The organism is Brevundimonas sp. NPDC055311 (genome assembly GCF_053645695.1).
The window spans coordinates 1-13,780 of sequence record NZ_JBSHMV010000001.1; the positions used below are offsets into that span (position 1 = coordinate 1).

The 13,780-nt window shown below is 66.7% G+C and carries 13 protein-coding genes; 8 read left to right on the forward strand and 5 right to left on the reverse strand.

Annotated elements, in window-relative coordinates; genetic code table 11:
* Positions 1–3: 3 nt before the first annotated feature.
* On the forward strand, positions 4–138 hold the full coding sequence (locus tag ACWIDZ_RS00005) for a homogentisate 1,2-dioxygenase domain-containing protein (RefSeq protein WP_453988731.1): 135 nt from the start codon (positions 4–6) through the stop codon (positions 136–138).
* Positions 135–1,436 carry a fumarylacetoacetase gene (fahA, locus tag ACWIDZ_RS00010; protein WP_453988713.1) on the forward strand — a complete coding sequence of 434 codons (1,302 nt, stop codon included), beginning with the start codon at positions 135–137 and terminating at the stop codon, positions 1,434–1,436. The genes ACWIDZ_RS00005 and fahA overlap by 4 nt, the downstream gene beginning before the upstream one ends.
* A gap of 18 nt (positions 1,437–1,454) precedes the next feature.
* Here fahA and ACWIDZ_RS00015 read toward each other — a convergent pair whose 3' ends face one another.
* Positions 1,455–2,999 carry a S10 family peptidase gene (locus tag ACWIDZ_RS00015; RefSeq protein WP_453988712.1) on the reverse strand — a complete coding sequence of 515 codons (1,545 nt, stop codon included), beginning with the start codon at positions 2,997–2,999 and terminating at the stop codon, positions 1,455–1,457.
* Positions 3,000–3,310: 311 nt separating this feature from the next.
* On the opposite strand from ACWIDZ_RS00015, the gene ACWIDZ_RS00020 reads away from it, so the two are divergent.
* From ACWIDZ_RS00020 to ACWIDZ_RS00040, 5 genes are all read left to right on the forward strand, one after another.
* Positions 3,311–4,834: a S10 family serine carboxypeptidase-like protein gene (locus tag ACWIDZ_RS00020; RefSeq protein WP_453988711.1), complete on the forward strand. Its 1,524-nt coding sequence runs from the start codon at positions 3,311–3,313 to the stop codon at positions 4,832–4,834.
* Between the two features lie 106 nt (positions 4,835–4,940).
* Positions 4,941–5,339 carry a Rieske 2Fe-2S domain-containing protein gene (locus ACWIDZ_RS00025; protein WP_453988710.1) on the forward strand — a complete coding sequence of 133 codons (399 nt, stop codon included), beginning with the start codon at positions 4,941–4,943 and terminating at the stop codon, positions 5,337–5,339.
* On the forward strand, positions 5,336–6,463 hold the full coding sequence (locus ACWIDZ_RS00030) for an NAD(P)/FAD-dependent oxidoreductase (RefSeq protein WP_453988709.1): 1,128 nt from the start codon (positions 5,336–5,338) through the stop codon (positions 6,461–6,463). The genes ACWIDZ_RS00025 and ACWIDZ_RS00030 overlap by 4 nt, the downstream gene beginning before the upstream one ends.
* A gap of 24 nt (positions 6,464–6,487) precedes the next feature.
* A complete protein-coding gene (locus tag ACWIDZ_RS00035) occupies positions 6,488–6,892 on the forward strand; it encodes a trehalase-like domain-containing protein (protein ID WP_453988708.1) in 405 nt (134 codons plus the stop codon).
* The gene (locus ACWIDZ_RS00040; RefSeq protein ID WP_453988707.1) at positions 6,876–8,294 is read left to right on the forward strand and encodes a glycoside hydrolase family 15 protein; all 1,419 of its coding nucleotides are present in this window, start codon (positions 6,876–6,878) and stop codon (positions 8,292–8,294) included. Before ACWIDZ_RS00035 ends, ACWIDZ_RS00040 begins: the two co-directional genes overlap by 17 nt.
* Here the strand turns inward: ACWIDZ_RS00040 and ACWIDZ_RS00045 are convergent.
* From ACWIDZ_RS00045 to tkt, 4 genes are read right to left on the reverse strand one after another with little or no spacing between them, the layout of a single operon-like run.
* On the reverse strand, positions 8,289–9,125 hold the full coding sequence (locus ACWIDZ_RS00045) for a Cof-type HAD-IIB family hydrolase (RefSeq protein ID WP_453988706.1): 837 nt from the start codon (positions 9,123–9,125) through the stop codon (positions 8,289–8,291). The two genes, ACWIDZ_RS00040 and ACWIDZ_RS00045, sit on opposite strands and share 6 nt — an antisense overlap.
* Entirely contained in the window at positions 9,122–10,132 is a 1,011-nt protein-coding gene (gene gnd, locus ACWIDZ_RS00050; RefSeq protein ID WP_453988705.1) for a phosphogluconate dehydrogenase (NAD(+)-dependent, decarboxylating), read from the reverse strand. Before gnd ends, ACWIDZ_RS00045 begins: the two co-directional genes overlap by 4 nt.
* Before the next feature lie 15 nt (positions 10,133–10,147).
* Positions 10,148–11,275, reverse strand: a complete 1,128-nt coding sequence (gene tal, locus ACWIDZ_RS00055; RefSeq protein ID WP_453988704.1) for a transaldolase — start codon at positions 11,273–11,275, stop codon at positions 10,148–10,150.
* Entirely contained in the window at positions 11,272–13,371 is a 2,100-nt protein-coding gene (tkt, locus tag ACWIDZ_RS00060; protein ID WP_453988703.1) for a transketolase, read from the reverse strand. The genes tal and tkt overlap by 4 nt, the downstream gene beginning before the upstream one ends.
* Before the next feature lie 175 nt (positions 13,372–13,546).
* Here tkt and ACWIDZ_RS00065 point away from each other — a divergent pair, with 175 nt between their 5' ends.
* Complete coding sequence (locus ACWIDZ_RS00065) at positions 13,547–13,774, forward strand: hypervirulence associated TUDOR domain-containing protein (protein WP_346486995.1); 228 nt, start codon at positions 13,547–13,549, stop codon at positions 13,772–13,774.
* Positions 13,775–13,780 lie beyond the last annotated feature (6 nt).

Sequence of the window (13,780 nt, forward strand, 5' to 3'; positions counted from 1 at the left end):
AAGATCGAGAACACCCTGGCCTTCATGTTCGAGACGCGCATGCCCATCCGCACCACGCTATGGGCCGAGCAGACGCCGCTGATGCAGCTCGACTATGACGACTGCTGGACCGGCTTCCAGAAAGGCCGCACGGCGTGAGGGGGATCGACGAAACCCACGATCCGGCGCGCGTCAGCTGGGTCGATAGCGCGAACAGCCACGCCGACTTCCCGATCCAGAATCTGCCGCTAGGCGTGTTCAGCCGTCCGGGCGAGGCGCCTCGCGGCGGCATGGCTATCGGCGACCGGATTCTGGACCTGGCCTCGGCGGCGCGTTCGGGTTTGTTCGATGGCGAGGCGCACACCGCAGCCGAGGCGGCCTCCGGCCCCGCGCTGAATCCGCTTCTGGCTCTGGCGCCGGAGCCGCGCCGCGCCGTGCGCCGCGCGGCCTCCGCCCTGTTGTCGGATACGGCTCGCCGCAGCAAGGTAGAAGTTCATCTGGCCGAGGCCTTCGATGCGATCATGCATCTGCCCGCGGCAATCGGCGACTACACCGATTTCTACGCGGGTGTTCACCACGCCATGAACGTCGGACGTCTGTTCCGGCCGGACGACCCGTTGCTGCCGAACTACAAGCATGTGCCCATCGGCTATCACGGCCGGGCGTCTACCGTCGTGCCGTCGGGCCGGACCGTGCGCCGCCCGTCAGGTCAGACGCGGGCGCCGGATGCGTCGGCGCCGACCTTCGGACCGACGCGACGGCTGGATCTGGAGCTTGAACTCGGCGTCTGGATCGCTCAGCGCAATCGGCTGGGAGAGCCGTTGTCGATCGCCGACGCGGGATCCCGGATCGCCGGCCTGTCTCTGCTGAACGACTGGTCTGCGCGCGATCTTCAGGCGTGGGAGTATCAGCCGCTGGGGCCCTTCCTGGCCAAGAGCTTCCTGACCACGGTGTCGCCCTGGATCGTCACCGCCGAGGCGCTAGAGCCGTTCCGCATCGCACAGCCGGCTCGGCCCGAAGGCGATCCGGCGCCCTTGCCCTATCTGTGGGACGAGGCGGATCAGGCGCACGGGACCTTCGCGCTGGAGTTGGAGACGTTGATCCAGACCGAGGCCATGCGAAAGGCGGGCGTGGCTCCCCATCGCCTGGGCGTCGGTCCCGCGACCAATCTCTACTGGACCATGGCCCAACTGGTGACGCATCACGCCTCGAACGGCTGCGGCCTGAACCCCGGCGATCTTCTGGGCTCGGGCACCATCTCGACCCCTGACGATACGGGGATGGGCAGTCTTCTGGAGCTGACGCGCGGCGGCAAACAACCGATCGTCCTGCCTAACGGCGAAAGCCGCACCTTCCTGGAGGACGGCGACGCCCTTCATCTGCGCGGTCGGGCCGTGCGCGAAGGCTTTGTCTCCATCGGCTTCGGGGAATGCGTCGGCGTGATCGAGCCTGGCTGAGCCTGAAAAGGCCGCGCTTCAGCGCGCGTCTGCCGCGATCAGGGTGCGCACATCGTCCGAGAAGGCGGCGGCCGTATCGCCCAGATAGAGCATGTGCCCGGACTCATAGTCGCGAATGGTCGTCCTGTCGGCGGGCACGCCTGCCTGTCTTAGAGCGTCCTTGGCGGCGGCGGGGGTCGTGACCAGATCGAAATAGCCGCTGGCGACCAGGACGCGCAGGTCGCCGTTCCGGCGCATGGCCGTGGCCAGATCGGCGGCGAAGGACTGGCCCTCGGGCACGCCCGTCCGCTTCCAATTCCAGCCGAACAGCAGGTTGCGCCAGACGATGGCGCCGTAGGGGCGATCCATGCGCACTTTCAGGTCCTTCGCTAGCATCTGATGAAAGGCGGAGACAAATCCCGGCACATAGCGGCCCATGGCGGGGTCATCGGCCACGGGTTCGCCGCCGTCGCCCGCCAGCGGCAGGGTGTAGCGTCCGTCATAGAGCCCCACCGCCAGCCCTTGGTCCGCCAGCAGCAGTTGGGAGAAGGCGCGCGTCGACAGCACCAGAGTCTCGGGCCAGGCCTCGGCCGGCACGCCGGTATAGCGGATCAATCGAGCGACGACGGCGGCGCGTTCCGCTTGGCTCAGCGCGCCGGTGGCGGCCTTCTCGACGGCGTTCAGATAGTCGCCGGTGGCGAAGGCCGAGACCTCGGCGTCGAAATCGGCCAGGCTTCGCCCGCCGCGTTCGATCCGCCCGTGGCTCCAGGCCGTGGCCGCCATGGCCGGAAGGTTCAGCGCCGCCGCACGCGCGGGGCCGGGGCCTGCGCCCTGGCCGTTGAGGCTGGACCCCAGCAGGATGATCCCGTTGACCGTGATGCCGCGCATGACCCCGGAATAGGTGGTCGGCCCGCCCATCAGAGCGCGGGGCAAAAGGGCGGCGCGGGCGCTGCCGTAGCTTTCGCCCATCAGGTATTTGGGCGCGTTCCAACGGCCGTTAGCGCTGAGCCACAGCTCGATGAACTGAGCGACGCTCTCGGCGTCCTGGTCGACGCCGTAGAAATCCTCAGGCTCGCCGACGCCGACGATGCGGCTGAAGCCGGTGCCGATGGGGTCGATGAAGACCAGGTCCGCCACGTCCAGCAGGCTGTCCGGGTTGTCGACGACGCCGAAGGGCGGAACATTGCTGGGGTTGACCTCGCGATCCAGTTGCACCCGGCGCGGGCCGACCACGCCCATGTGCAACCATAGCGAGGACGAGCCGGGGCCGCCGTTGAAGACGAAGATGACGGGGCGATCGACGGGCGCGTCATCCTTCACATAGGCGAAGCTGAATAGGGCGGCGGTCGGCTGACCTCGACCATTGCGCAACAGGGTCTCGCCGGCGGTCGCCGTATAGGCGATATGCTGACCCCGGATTTGCGTCTGATGGCGGGTGACGAAGGGCGCGAGGGCGGTCATGCCGTCATGCGCCGCCGGCGCCTCCGGGATCGCCGTCGAGGCGGGCATGGCCGCCAGACAAAGGCTCGCGGCGAGGCCGCCGATCACCGCGCCTGCGGCGTTCCTGTATAGGCCCCTGAACATCCTAGCCCTCCCAGGCAGATCACCAGGTCATTGTGCCCGGGCGGGCGCCGGACGTTCTTTGCAAAAGCATCGAGGCTGGCGGGGAGATTGCAAATGACATGCGCGCCAGAGGCGGGCGAAGCAGCTTCTATGCATGGTACGCGCAGGTTGGTTCGAGTGATTGCGATCCTGTTCAACACACTGAGTGATCTATGCGCAGAACCATGCCTGCAAGAGAGAACGGAGCGAGGCGCGTCCACCGACGCAGCGTGTTCGCATAACCCTGCCGACGGCATGACGCTAAGATTTCATTCCACGACTGGGAGGTTGGCATGAGGCGGCGGACGGTGCGTCTGGGTCTGGCGGCGGGCATGGCGATGCTGGCAGCCATGGGGAGCGCCTACAGCGCCGCTCGTGCTGATGTCGCGAGCCTCTCCGAAACGCGAGCCGTCCCGGAGCATCCTGTCGAGACGCGCCACAGCGTGCAGGTCGGCGGGCGAAACCTGGACTATGTCGCAGAGGTGGGGCGCATCGCCATCCGTGATGTCGAAACCGCTCAGGCGCGCGGCTACATGGGCTACATCGCCTATCTGGTCGAGGGCGTCGCGCCTCGTCCGGTGATTTTCGTCTGGAACGGGGGTCCCGGGTCGAACTCGACCATCCTGCATTTCGAAGTCGCCGGGCCGAGGCGGGGGGAGGGCGATCGCCTGGTCGAGAACCCCGAGACCTGGCTGGAGGATGCGGACCTCGTCTTCGTCGATCCCATCGGCACGGGTTTCAGCCGACCGGTCAGCGCCGAGGCGGCCGGAGAATTCTACGGCACGGTGGGCGACGTCGCTTCGGTCACGGAGTTCGTCCGCGCGTGGCTTCTGCAGCACGCTGCGGAAGAGCGGCCGGTCATCCTGGCGGGGGAAAGCTGGGGCGCTGGGCGCGCCGCCAGCGTCGGCTACAGGCTGATCCGGCAAGGCGTCCCGGTGAAGGGACTGGTCCTGATCTCCGGCGGCGACGGCCTGACGACCGAATATCTGCCCAGGCCCATGGCGACTGCGCTGCGTCCCATCGATCTGGCCCCTGTCGCCCTGTATCACGGCCGCCTCGATCCCGCCTTGGGCGCCGACGTCGAGACCGTGAGGGCGCGCGCCCGCGCCTGGATCGAGCAAACCTATCTGCCCGCCTTGCAGAGCCAGGACATGATCGCCGCCGAACGGGCCGCCGTGGCGGCCGACCTAGCGCGTTTCACCGGCGTGCCGCTCGATTCCATCGACCTTGCGACGCTCAGCTTCACGCCGCGCCAGCATCTGCGCGGCCTGCTGGCGGATGCAGGTCGGACGCTGAACATCTTTGACATGCGCCTGATCGAAGAGCCGCGCTCCGACTTCCGCAAGGCTATCGACCGTTATCTGCGGCATGACCTGGGGTATCGGACGGATCTGCCCTACCTTGGCCTCCAGGCGGCGGAGGCCGGTTACGCGCCGTTTGATCGCTATCCTCAGAGCGTGGGCTCCCGTTGGAATTACGCTACCATCGACGCCACGCCGGAGCAGGTTGAGACAGCCATCCGCGAGGCGGTTCAGAAGGGCGGAGGCCCACCGCGTATCGGACCGCCTTTGCCGGGCACGGAAGAAGCCGTGGCGCAGGAACCCGACCTGAGAGTGCTGGTCGCTTCGGGTCGCTATGATTCCCTGACGAGTTGCGCCCGTGACGAGGCGCTGAAGCTTCGATTGCCGGAGCCCCTGGCGGCGGCGATGACGTATCGTTGTTACAACGGCGGTCATATGTTCTATCGGGATGAAGAGGCGCGGCGGCTTTTTCGTCAGGACGTCGCTGATATAGTCTCGTCCAGCCTGAACGACTGACGGGTTGAAAGCCGTTTGAAACCGCAACGCCAGCAAGCGCTGGAACTTTCCGCCTGGTCGCGCATCCAATGTCTGGGGATGACTGCCGACGACCAGGAGGACGGGCATGAGCGGGGCACGGACCGAGGAGGCTGCAGGGCCGGACTTCAGCCGAGGCGTAGCGATCGCGCAGGCGCCGCTGGACGGGTTTCTGGCGGGACATGTCGGCGGCGAGCCCGTTCTGCTGGCGCGGCGGACCGATGGTTTCTGGGCCGTAAGCGCGACCTGCACCCATTACGGCGGCCCCTTGAGCGAAGGCCTGGCGGTCGGCGATACGGTGCGCTGTCCCTGGCATCATGCCTGTTTCGACCTGCGTAGCGGCGAGGCGCTGGCCGCGCCCGCCATGAGTCCGCTGGACACCTGCGCGTCGAAATCGAAGGCGACCTGGTGTTCGTGCGCGCGCGAGAAAAGGCGTCGCTGCTGCCGACGACGCCCGCGCAGCCGGCGCATCCACGGCGCATCGTGATTATCGGCGGAGGCGCGGCGGGGTTTGCAGCGGCGGAGATGCTGCGGCGGCGCGGCTATCAGGGAAACCTCGCTCTTCTGAGCGCGGACGATGCGCCGCCATGCGACCGGCCCAATCTGTCGAAGGATTATCTGGCGGGAACAGCGCCCGAAGACTGGATTCCGCTGAAACCGCCGGAATTCTATGCCGAGCACGCCATCGACCTGCGCCTTGGTTTCGAAGTGGCTCGGTTGGACCTTCCGGCGCAGGAGGCGGTGGGGTCCAGCGGCGAACGCATCGGCTATGACGCCCTGCTGTTGGCGACGGGAGCGGAACCGATCCGACTGAAAGGGCCGGACTTCGAGCGGAACAATGTTTACGTCCTGCGCTCGCTGGCTGACGCTCGGGCCATCATCGCGGCGGCGCATCATGCTCATCGCGTCGTGATCGTCGGGGCAAGCTTCATCGGACTGGAGGCCGCCGCATCGTTGCGAGCGCGGGGGCTGGAGGTGCATGTCGTCGCTCCGGAAACGACGCCGCTGGAACGCGTCATGGGGCAGGCGCTCGGCGCCTTCGTGCGGAACCTGCATGAACAACAGGGCGTGCGTTTTCACCTGGACGCCACGGCCGTGGCCTTTGACGGCGACAGGGTGACCCTGGCCGACGGGACGCGTCTGGATGCGGATTTCGTGGTGCTGGGGGTCGGCGTGCGGCCTCGGCTGCAACTGGCGATCGACGCCGGGCTGGCGGTCGACGGCGGGGTGATCGTCGATCGGATGATGCGCGCCAGCCATCCCGGCGTTTACGCCGCCGGGGACATCGCGCGCTATCCCGGGCGAGTCGCCGGCGAGGCCTGGCGCATCGAACACTGGGTCGTGGCCGAGCGTCAGGGGCAGGTCGCCGCCCTGAACATGCTGGGCGAGCCGACGGAGTTCATCGACGCTCCCTTCTTCTGGAGCCAGCACTACGATCAGGCGATCCGCTACGTCGGCCACGCGCAAGCCTGGGACGCCATTCGCCTCGACGGCTCAATCGAGGACGCTGACGCCACCGTCCGTTTCGAAGCCGGCGACCGTCTGCTCGCCGCCGCGACGCTCGGCCGTGATCTGGAGAGTTTGCGGATCGGCGAGGAGTTGAGAGGCTGAAGATGGCGATCTTGGGGATGGGCCGTGTCGGCGCGGATTGAAGATTACGCGCTGATCGGAGACTGCGAGACCGGGGCCTTGGTCTCAAGAACCGGCTCTGTGGATTGGCTGTGCTGGCCGCGCTTCGATTCCGGGGCCTGTTTCGCCGCGCTGTTGGGCGAGCCCCGCCACGGTCGATGGAAGATCGCGCCGACCGACCCGACGGCGCGGGTCACGCGCCGCTACGAGCCCGACACCCTGATCCTGGAAACGACGTTCGAGACCGAGACGGGGACGATCGCTCTCGTCGATTTCATGTCGTTACGCGGACGCGATTCGAACCTGATCCGCACGGTCGTGGGCAAGACCGGGTTCGTCGAGATGGACATGGAGTTGATCGTTCGCTTCGGATACGGCAGCGACGCTGCCCTGGGTGACCCGAGGCGATGACGGAGCCCTGAAGGCGGTCGCCGGTCCGGACATGGTCATCCTGCGCACGCCGGCGCCGATCCGCGGCGAAGGCCTGTCGACAGTGGCGCGCTTCACCATCAGCGCGGGCGAAACCATGCCTTTCGTCCTGACCTACGGCCCGTCCCATCGGCCGGTCCCCAGGGCCGTTGATCCCGAGGCCGCCCTGCAGGCCACGCGAAGCTTCTGGTCGCGCTGGGCGGCGCGCGGCAAGGTCAAAGGCCCCTATGCACAGCCTATCCAACGCTCGCTGCTGACGCTCAAGGCCCTGACCTATGCTCCGACCGGCGGATTGGTCGCGGCCCCGACGACCTCCCTGCCGGAGGCCTTGGGCGGGACGCGAAACTGGGACTATCGCTATTGCTGGATTCGTGACGCCACCCTGACCTTGCTGGCGCTGATGAACGCCGAGCATTTCACGGAAGCCCGAGCCTGGGTCCGATGGCTTCAGCGCGCTGTGGCCGGCGCGCCCGACGAGATGCAGATCATGTACGGCCTCGCCGGAGAGAGGCGGTTGATGGAATGGGGCGCCGACTGGCTGCCGGGGTATGAGGCCGCCGCGCCGGTTCGGATCGGCAATGCGGCGCACCAGCAGTTCCAGCTCGACGTCTACGGCGAGCTGATGGACGCCTTTCATCAGGCGCGACGCTGGGGCCTGGTCGAGGACAGCAGTTGGGCGTTGGAGCGCGCAGTCGTCGCTCACGTCGTCAAGGTCTGGGATCAGCCGGACGAAGGCATATGGGAGGTGCGCTCCGGGCCTCATGACTTCACCTTCTCCAAGATCATGGCCTGGGTCGTGATGGATCGGGCCGTCAGGGCGGTGGAGGATCATGGGCTCGACGGGCCGGTCGACGAATGGCGCGCTCTGCGTCAGACCATCAAGACATCGGTGCTTCAGAACGGCTTAGACGCCGCGACCGGGGCGTTCAAACGCGCCTATGACGATCCCAGCCCTGACGCCAGCCTGTTGCTGATCGGCGATCTGGGCTTCGTAGCCCATGATGATCCGCGCTTCGCCGCCACGGTCGCCGCCGTCGAGCGAGAATTGCTGACGCCCGAGGGTTTCGTCAGGCGCTATGACAGCTTCCGCGTGCACGACGGCCTGCCGCCTGGCGAAGGGGCCTTTCTCCCTTGCAGCTTCTGGCTGGCCGACGCCTACGTCATGCTCGGCCGGATTGACGACGCGAGGCGTCTGTTCGAGCGCCTGCTCGGGCTGTGCAACGATGTCGGCCTGTTGTCCGAGGAGTATGATACGGGGGCCGGGCGGCTGGTCGGCAATTTCCCGCAGGCCTTCTCACACGTCGGCCTGTTGAATACAGCGCAGAACCTGACGCGAAGCGCCAAGCCCAGTCTTCAGCGTGCGGGGCGGCGCACGGCGTCATGATCGTGGGGGCGTGGGGGCGGCGGGCAGGACGAACCGCCTGACCGCATGGGCGAACCCGTCGTTCTCATTGCTGTCGGTCACCACGTCGGCCTTTGCCTTGACCGCCTCGCTGGCGTTGCCCATGGCGATGGACAGGCCGCTCTTGCTGAACATCATCACATCCGTGGGCATGTCGCCGATGGCGGCGACCTGCTCGGGCGCGATGTTCAGTCGTCGGGCCAGGGCGAGCACGACGGCGCCCTTGTTGGCCTGAGGATGAGTCACGTCGAGGAAGTGCGGTTCCGAACGGGCCGCGCTGACCCGATCGCCAAGCTTATGGCGAACCGCCGTCTCGCAGCGGGCGACCAGAGGCAGGTCGTCGGAGACGCCGACGATCTTCAGCGTCTGGCTCAGATCATCGTCGCTGAAGTCCCTCACGACCTTGGCGTCAAACTGCAGGATCCAGGCCTCGCGCACCACATGCGATCCATGAGGGTTGCGGACCAGCCAGTCTTTTTCCGTGTAGAGCCAGACGTCCAGCCCCTGATCACGCAGCAGGTTCACGGTCGCCCTGGCCGTCTCGGCGTCGATCGCATGACGCCGGATCACGGACAGATCAGGCTGCACGTAAAGCCCGCCATTGAAGCCGACCAGAACGCCCTGCAAGGCCAAGGGCCGGATCAGCATCCGCATACCGCGCGGCGGCCGGGCGCTGGTCAACGCCAGGGCGATCCCCGCAGCGGCCAAGTCTCGCGACGCCTGCATCGCAGCCTCGGTCAGAACTTTTTCGCGTGTGACCAGGGTGCCGTCCACATCCGCCAGCAACAGGCGTATGCCCGGGCGGTTCTTCATGGTCGAGGCGACGGCGGCATGGGGTCGATCGCCTCGGCGCCTTCGATGTGCCCTCCAAAGCCGAAGCGCATGGCGGACAGCATGCGCTCGGCAAAGGTATGATCCTTGCGTGAACGGAAGCGCGCATAGAGGGCGGTGGACAGCACGTCCACCGGGACGGCTTCCTCAATGGCCGCCTCCACGGTCCAGCGACCCTCGCCGGAATCCTGGACGTATCCCGAATAGTCGCTGAGCTGGCCGTCCTTGACCAGGGCCGCTGCCCCCAGGTCGAGCAACCAGGAGGCGATGACGCTGCCCCGCCGCCACACCTCGGCGATCTCCGCCAGGTTCAAGGTGTAGCGCTCGTCTTCGGGAAGGTCCTCGGAGTTCTTGTTGCGCAGGATGTTGAAGCCTTCGGCATAGGCCTGCATCAGGCCGTACTCGATGCCGTTGTGCACCATCTTGACGAAGTGTCCGGCGCCCGTCGGGCCCGCATGGATATAGCCGCGCTCGGCCGTCGAGGGCTGGCCGTCGCGCCCTGGCGTGCGGGGGATGTGGCAGAAACCCGGGGCCAGGGCGGCGAAGATCGGATCGAGACGGGCGACGGCTTCCGGCGGGCCGCCGATCATCATGCTGTAGCCGCGATCCAGGCCCCAGATCCCGCCCGAAGTGCCGCAATCGACATAGGCCACGCCCTTGTCGGCCAGTGCCTTGGCCCGGCGAATGTCGTCCTTGTAGAAGCTGTTGCCGCCGTCGATGATAGCGTCGCCGGGCGCGAGCAGGTCGCGCAATTGCTGAACGGTGTCCTCAGTGGCCTGACCGGCGGGCAGCATCAGCCAGACCGCGCGGGGCTTCTGCAGCTTCTCGACCAGATCCGCTAGAGAGACGGCGGCCGTGGCGCCCTCGCTCGCCAGGATGTCGCGCGCCTTGGCGTCCAGGGCGTAGACGACGCAATCGTGACCTGCGGCCATCAGGCGACGGGTCATGGCGCCGCCCATGCGGCCCAGTCCGACCATGGCGATCTGCATGACGGCCTTCCTTCTCTACGAGCGGCGCGGATTTGCGAGATGGGCGTCGCGCTGGCGGGCGAGGGCGGCGAACAGCTTGTCAAAGGCGTCGGTGAACTGGCGAACACCGTCGACCACCAGTGCGTCGGTGACGGCCTGCATCGACACGCCGTGCTGCTCCAGGGTGATGAGCAGGGCGCGGGCCTCGTCCACGCCGCGCTCGATGGCGTCGGGGACGACGACCCCGTGATCGCGGAAGGCGTCCAGGATCGCCGGGGGCAGGGTGTCGACGGTGTCGCGACCGATCACCGCCTCGGCATAAAGGGTGTCCTTGTAGGCCGGGTTCTTGGTGCTGGTGGACGCCCATAGCAGGCGCTGGGTCCGCGCGCCGGCGGCGGCCAGAGTCTGCCAGCGAGGACTGGAGAACAGGGCCTGGTAGCGATTGTAGGCCAGGGTGGCGCTGGCGATGGCCGCTCGGCCGCGCAGCCCGTCCGCCAGAGCCTTGTCCTCCAGCGCGTCCAGTCGCTTGTCGACCTCGGTGTCGATCCGGCTGAGGAAGAAGCTGGCCACGCTGGCGATGCGCGACAGGTCGCCGCCCGCCTGTCGCCATTGTTCGAGGCCGGAGAGGTAGGCTTCGACTACCTGTTCATAGACCGCCAGGGAGAACAGCAGGGTGATGTTGATGTTCAACCCGCGCCCGGTCAGTTCGCGGATCGCCGGGATGCCCGCCGGGGTCGCCGGCACCTTGATCATGACATTGGGTCGGTCGATCGCCTGATGCAGACGCATGGCTTCGACGATGGTGGCCTGGGTGTCATCCGCCAGATAGGGCGAGCATTCCAGGCTGATGTAGCCGTCTCGCCCCTCCGTCCTGTCGAAGACCGGACGCAGGACCGCCGCCGCCGCCTGAATGTCGGTGATGGCCAGGTGTTCGTAGATCTCCGAAACGCTGTGGTCGCCCTTGGCCAGGAAGGCGCTGATCGCCTCGGCGTACTCGTCGGTCCCCGCGATGGCTTTCTCGAAAATCGAGGGGTTGGAGGTGACGCCCTTCAGGCCGTCGTCGTCGATCAGGGCCTTCAAGCCGCCGTCCTGGATCAGACTGCGCTTCAGATAGTCGAGCCAGATCGCCTGACCGCAGGCTTCGAGCTGTCGGAGCGGTGTCATACGCCCTGTCCCTTTGCTGTGATCAACAGAGCCTTGGCGGCTTCAAACACGGCGTCCGCCGTAAAGCCGAACCGGGCCATCAGATCGTCGGCCGGCGCCGAGGCGCCGAAACTTCTCATGCCGATCCGGGCGCCGGCGGACCCGACATAGCGGTCCCAACCGATCACCGCGCCGGCCTCGACCGAAACGCGCGCCATGACGCCGGGCGGCAGGACGCTGTCGCGATAGGCCAGGTCCTGTTGCTCGAACAGTTCCCAGGACGGCATGCTGACGACCCGAGCGGCGACGCCCTGTTGCGTCAGCCTCTTGAACGCCGCCACGCAGACGGCGACCTCGCTGCCGGCACCGATCAGGATCACTTCCGGATCGTCGACCCGAGCGTCCGCCATGACATAGGCGCCGCGCGCCAGCCCCTGGGCGGAGGCGTAGAGGGTGCGATCGAACGTAGGCAGGGCCTGGCGGCTGAGCACCAGACAGACGGGCTGATCCTTGAGGTTCCCGATGACGCGCCAGGCTTCCACGACTTCATTGGCGTCGGCGGGACGAAGCACGATCAGGTTCGGGATGGCGCGCAGGCCGACCAGTTGCTCAATGGACTGGTGGGTCGGCCCGTCTTCGCCCAGGCCGATGGAGTCGTGGGTATAGATGTAGATCACCGGCAGCCGCATCAGGGCGGCCAGGCGGATCGACGGCTTCATGTAGTCGGAGAAGATCAGGAAGCTGGAGCCGTAGGCGCGAAGTCCGGACAGGGCCATGCCGCTGAGCACGGCTCCCATGGCGTGCTCGCGAATTCCGAAATGCAGGTTGCGGCCAGCATAGGCGCTGACCTCGAAGTCGCCCGCCGCCTCGAATGTCAGATTGGTCTTGGTCGAGGGCGACAGGTCCGCCGAGCCGCCTACGAGCCAGGGATAGCGCGCGGCGACAGCGTTGAGCGCCTTGGCCGACGACGCTCGACTGGCCAGGCCCTTGGCGTCGGCGGGGAAGATGGGGAGGTCGGCGTCCCAGCCTCTCGGAGCCTCGCCCCTGGCCATCTGGTCCAACTGCGCCGCCAGATCGGGATGCTGGACGCGATAGGCGTCATAACTTTCCCGCCATGCCGTTCGCGCCGCTCGTCCGCGCCGGCCGACGCCTGCGTCGAAATGGGCGCGCACGCCGTCGGGAATCAGAAAATGCGCGTCTTCGGGCCAACCGTAGCGACGCTTGGCCAGGCGGACTTCTTCCTCGCCCAGGGGCTCGCCGTGCGCCGCGCTGGTGTCCTGCTTATGCGGCGCGCCATAGCCGATATGACTGTTGACGATAATCAGGGTCGGCGTGCTGTCGTGCTCGCGAAAGGCTTGCAAGGCCTCGGCCATGCGCTCGACGTCATTGGCGTCGCCGACGTGGAGCACGTTCCAGCCATAGGCCAGGAAGCGCGCCGCCACGTCCTCCGTGAACGTCAGGTCCGTGTGACCCTCGATGGTGATGGTGTTGCAGTCATAGATCCAGCAGAGGTTGCCCAGCATCAGATGACCGGCGATCGAGGCCGCCTCGCTGCTGACGCCCTCCATCAGGTCGCCGTCGCTGCACAGCACATAGACGTCATGGTCGAAGATGGTGAAGCCGGGTCGGTTGAAATGCGTGGACAGCCAGCGTTCGGCGATGGCCATGCCCACGCTGGTTCCGCAGCCCTGACCCAGCGGTCCAGTGGTCGTCTCCACTCCAGTCGTATGGCCGTATTCGGGATGGCCGGGACATCGGCTGTCCAGTTGCCGAAAGGCCTTGATGTCGTCGAGCGAGACGGACGGGGTGTCGAGGCGTTCGTGATCCGGGCCGCACTGTCGGACTCCGGTCAGATGCAGGATCGAATAGAGAAGCATCGAGGCGTGACCGTTGGACAGCACGAAGCGGTCGCGGTTCAGCCAGAGCGGGTCCGTGGGATCGTAACGCAGGACGCGCTGCCACAAGGTGTAGATGACCGGCGCCAGGGCCATCGGCGTGCCGGGATGTCCGGATTCCGCCTTCTGCACGGCGTCCATCGACAAGGTGCGTATGGTGTCGATGCAGAGCTGATCGATTGAAGCCGTGTTCGGCTTCAGCATCTCTTCGGCGGCGGTCATGACATCCTGTCTCGCCTGATTGCGATGCGGACGCCCCCGATCGAAACTCGCGAGGGAAGGCGAGGTTGCACCGTTCCCGGCCGATCGGATGAGAGCCGTGGGAACCTTTGGATGCGGCCTGCCGTTGGCCGACAGGCCGAGGGGATCGCCATGAGGCAAGGGCAGGAGACCGAGGATGGGCGATAGGGGAGCCGAACAATTCCGGGTCGGGGACCGAGTGAGCTGGAACTCGGAAGCCGGTCGCGTCAGCGGCACGATCATTCGGGTCCACACTCAGGATGTCGACTACAAGGGCCACATCCACCACGCCCGTCCGTCCGAACCTCAGTATGAGATCAAGAGCAGCAAGACAGATCACATCGCCCTTCATCGCGGCGCGGTCCTGACGCGCCTGAGCGACTGACGCTGG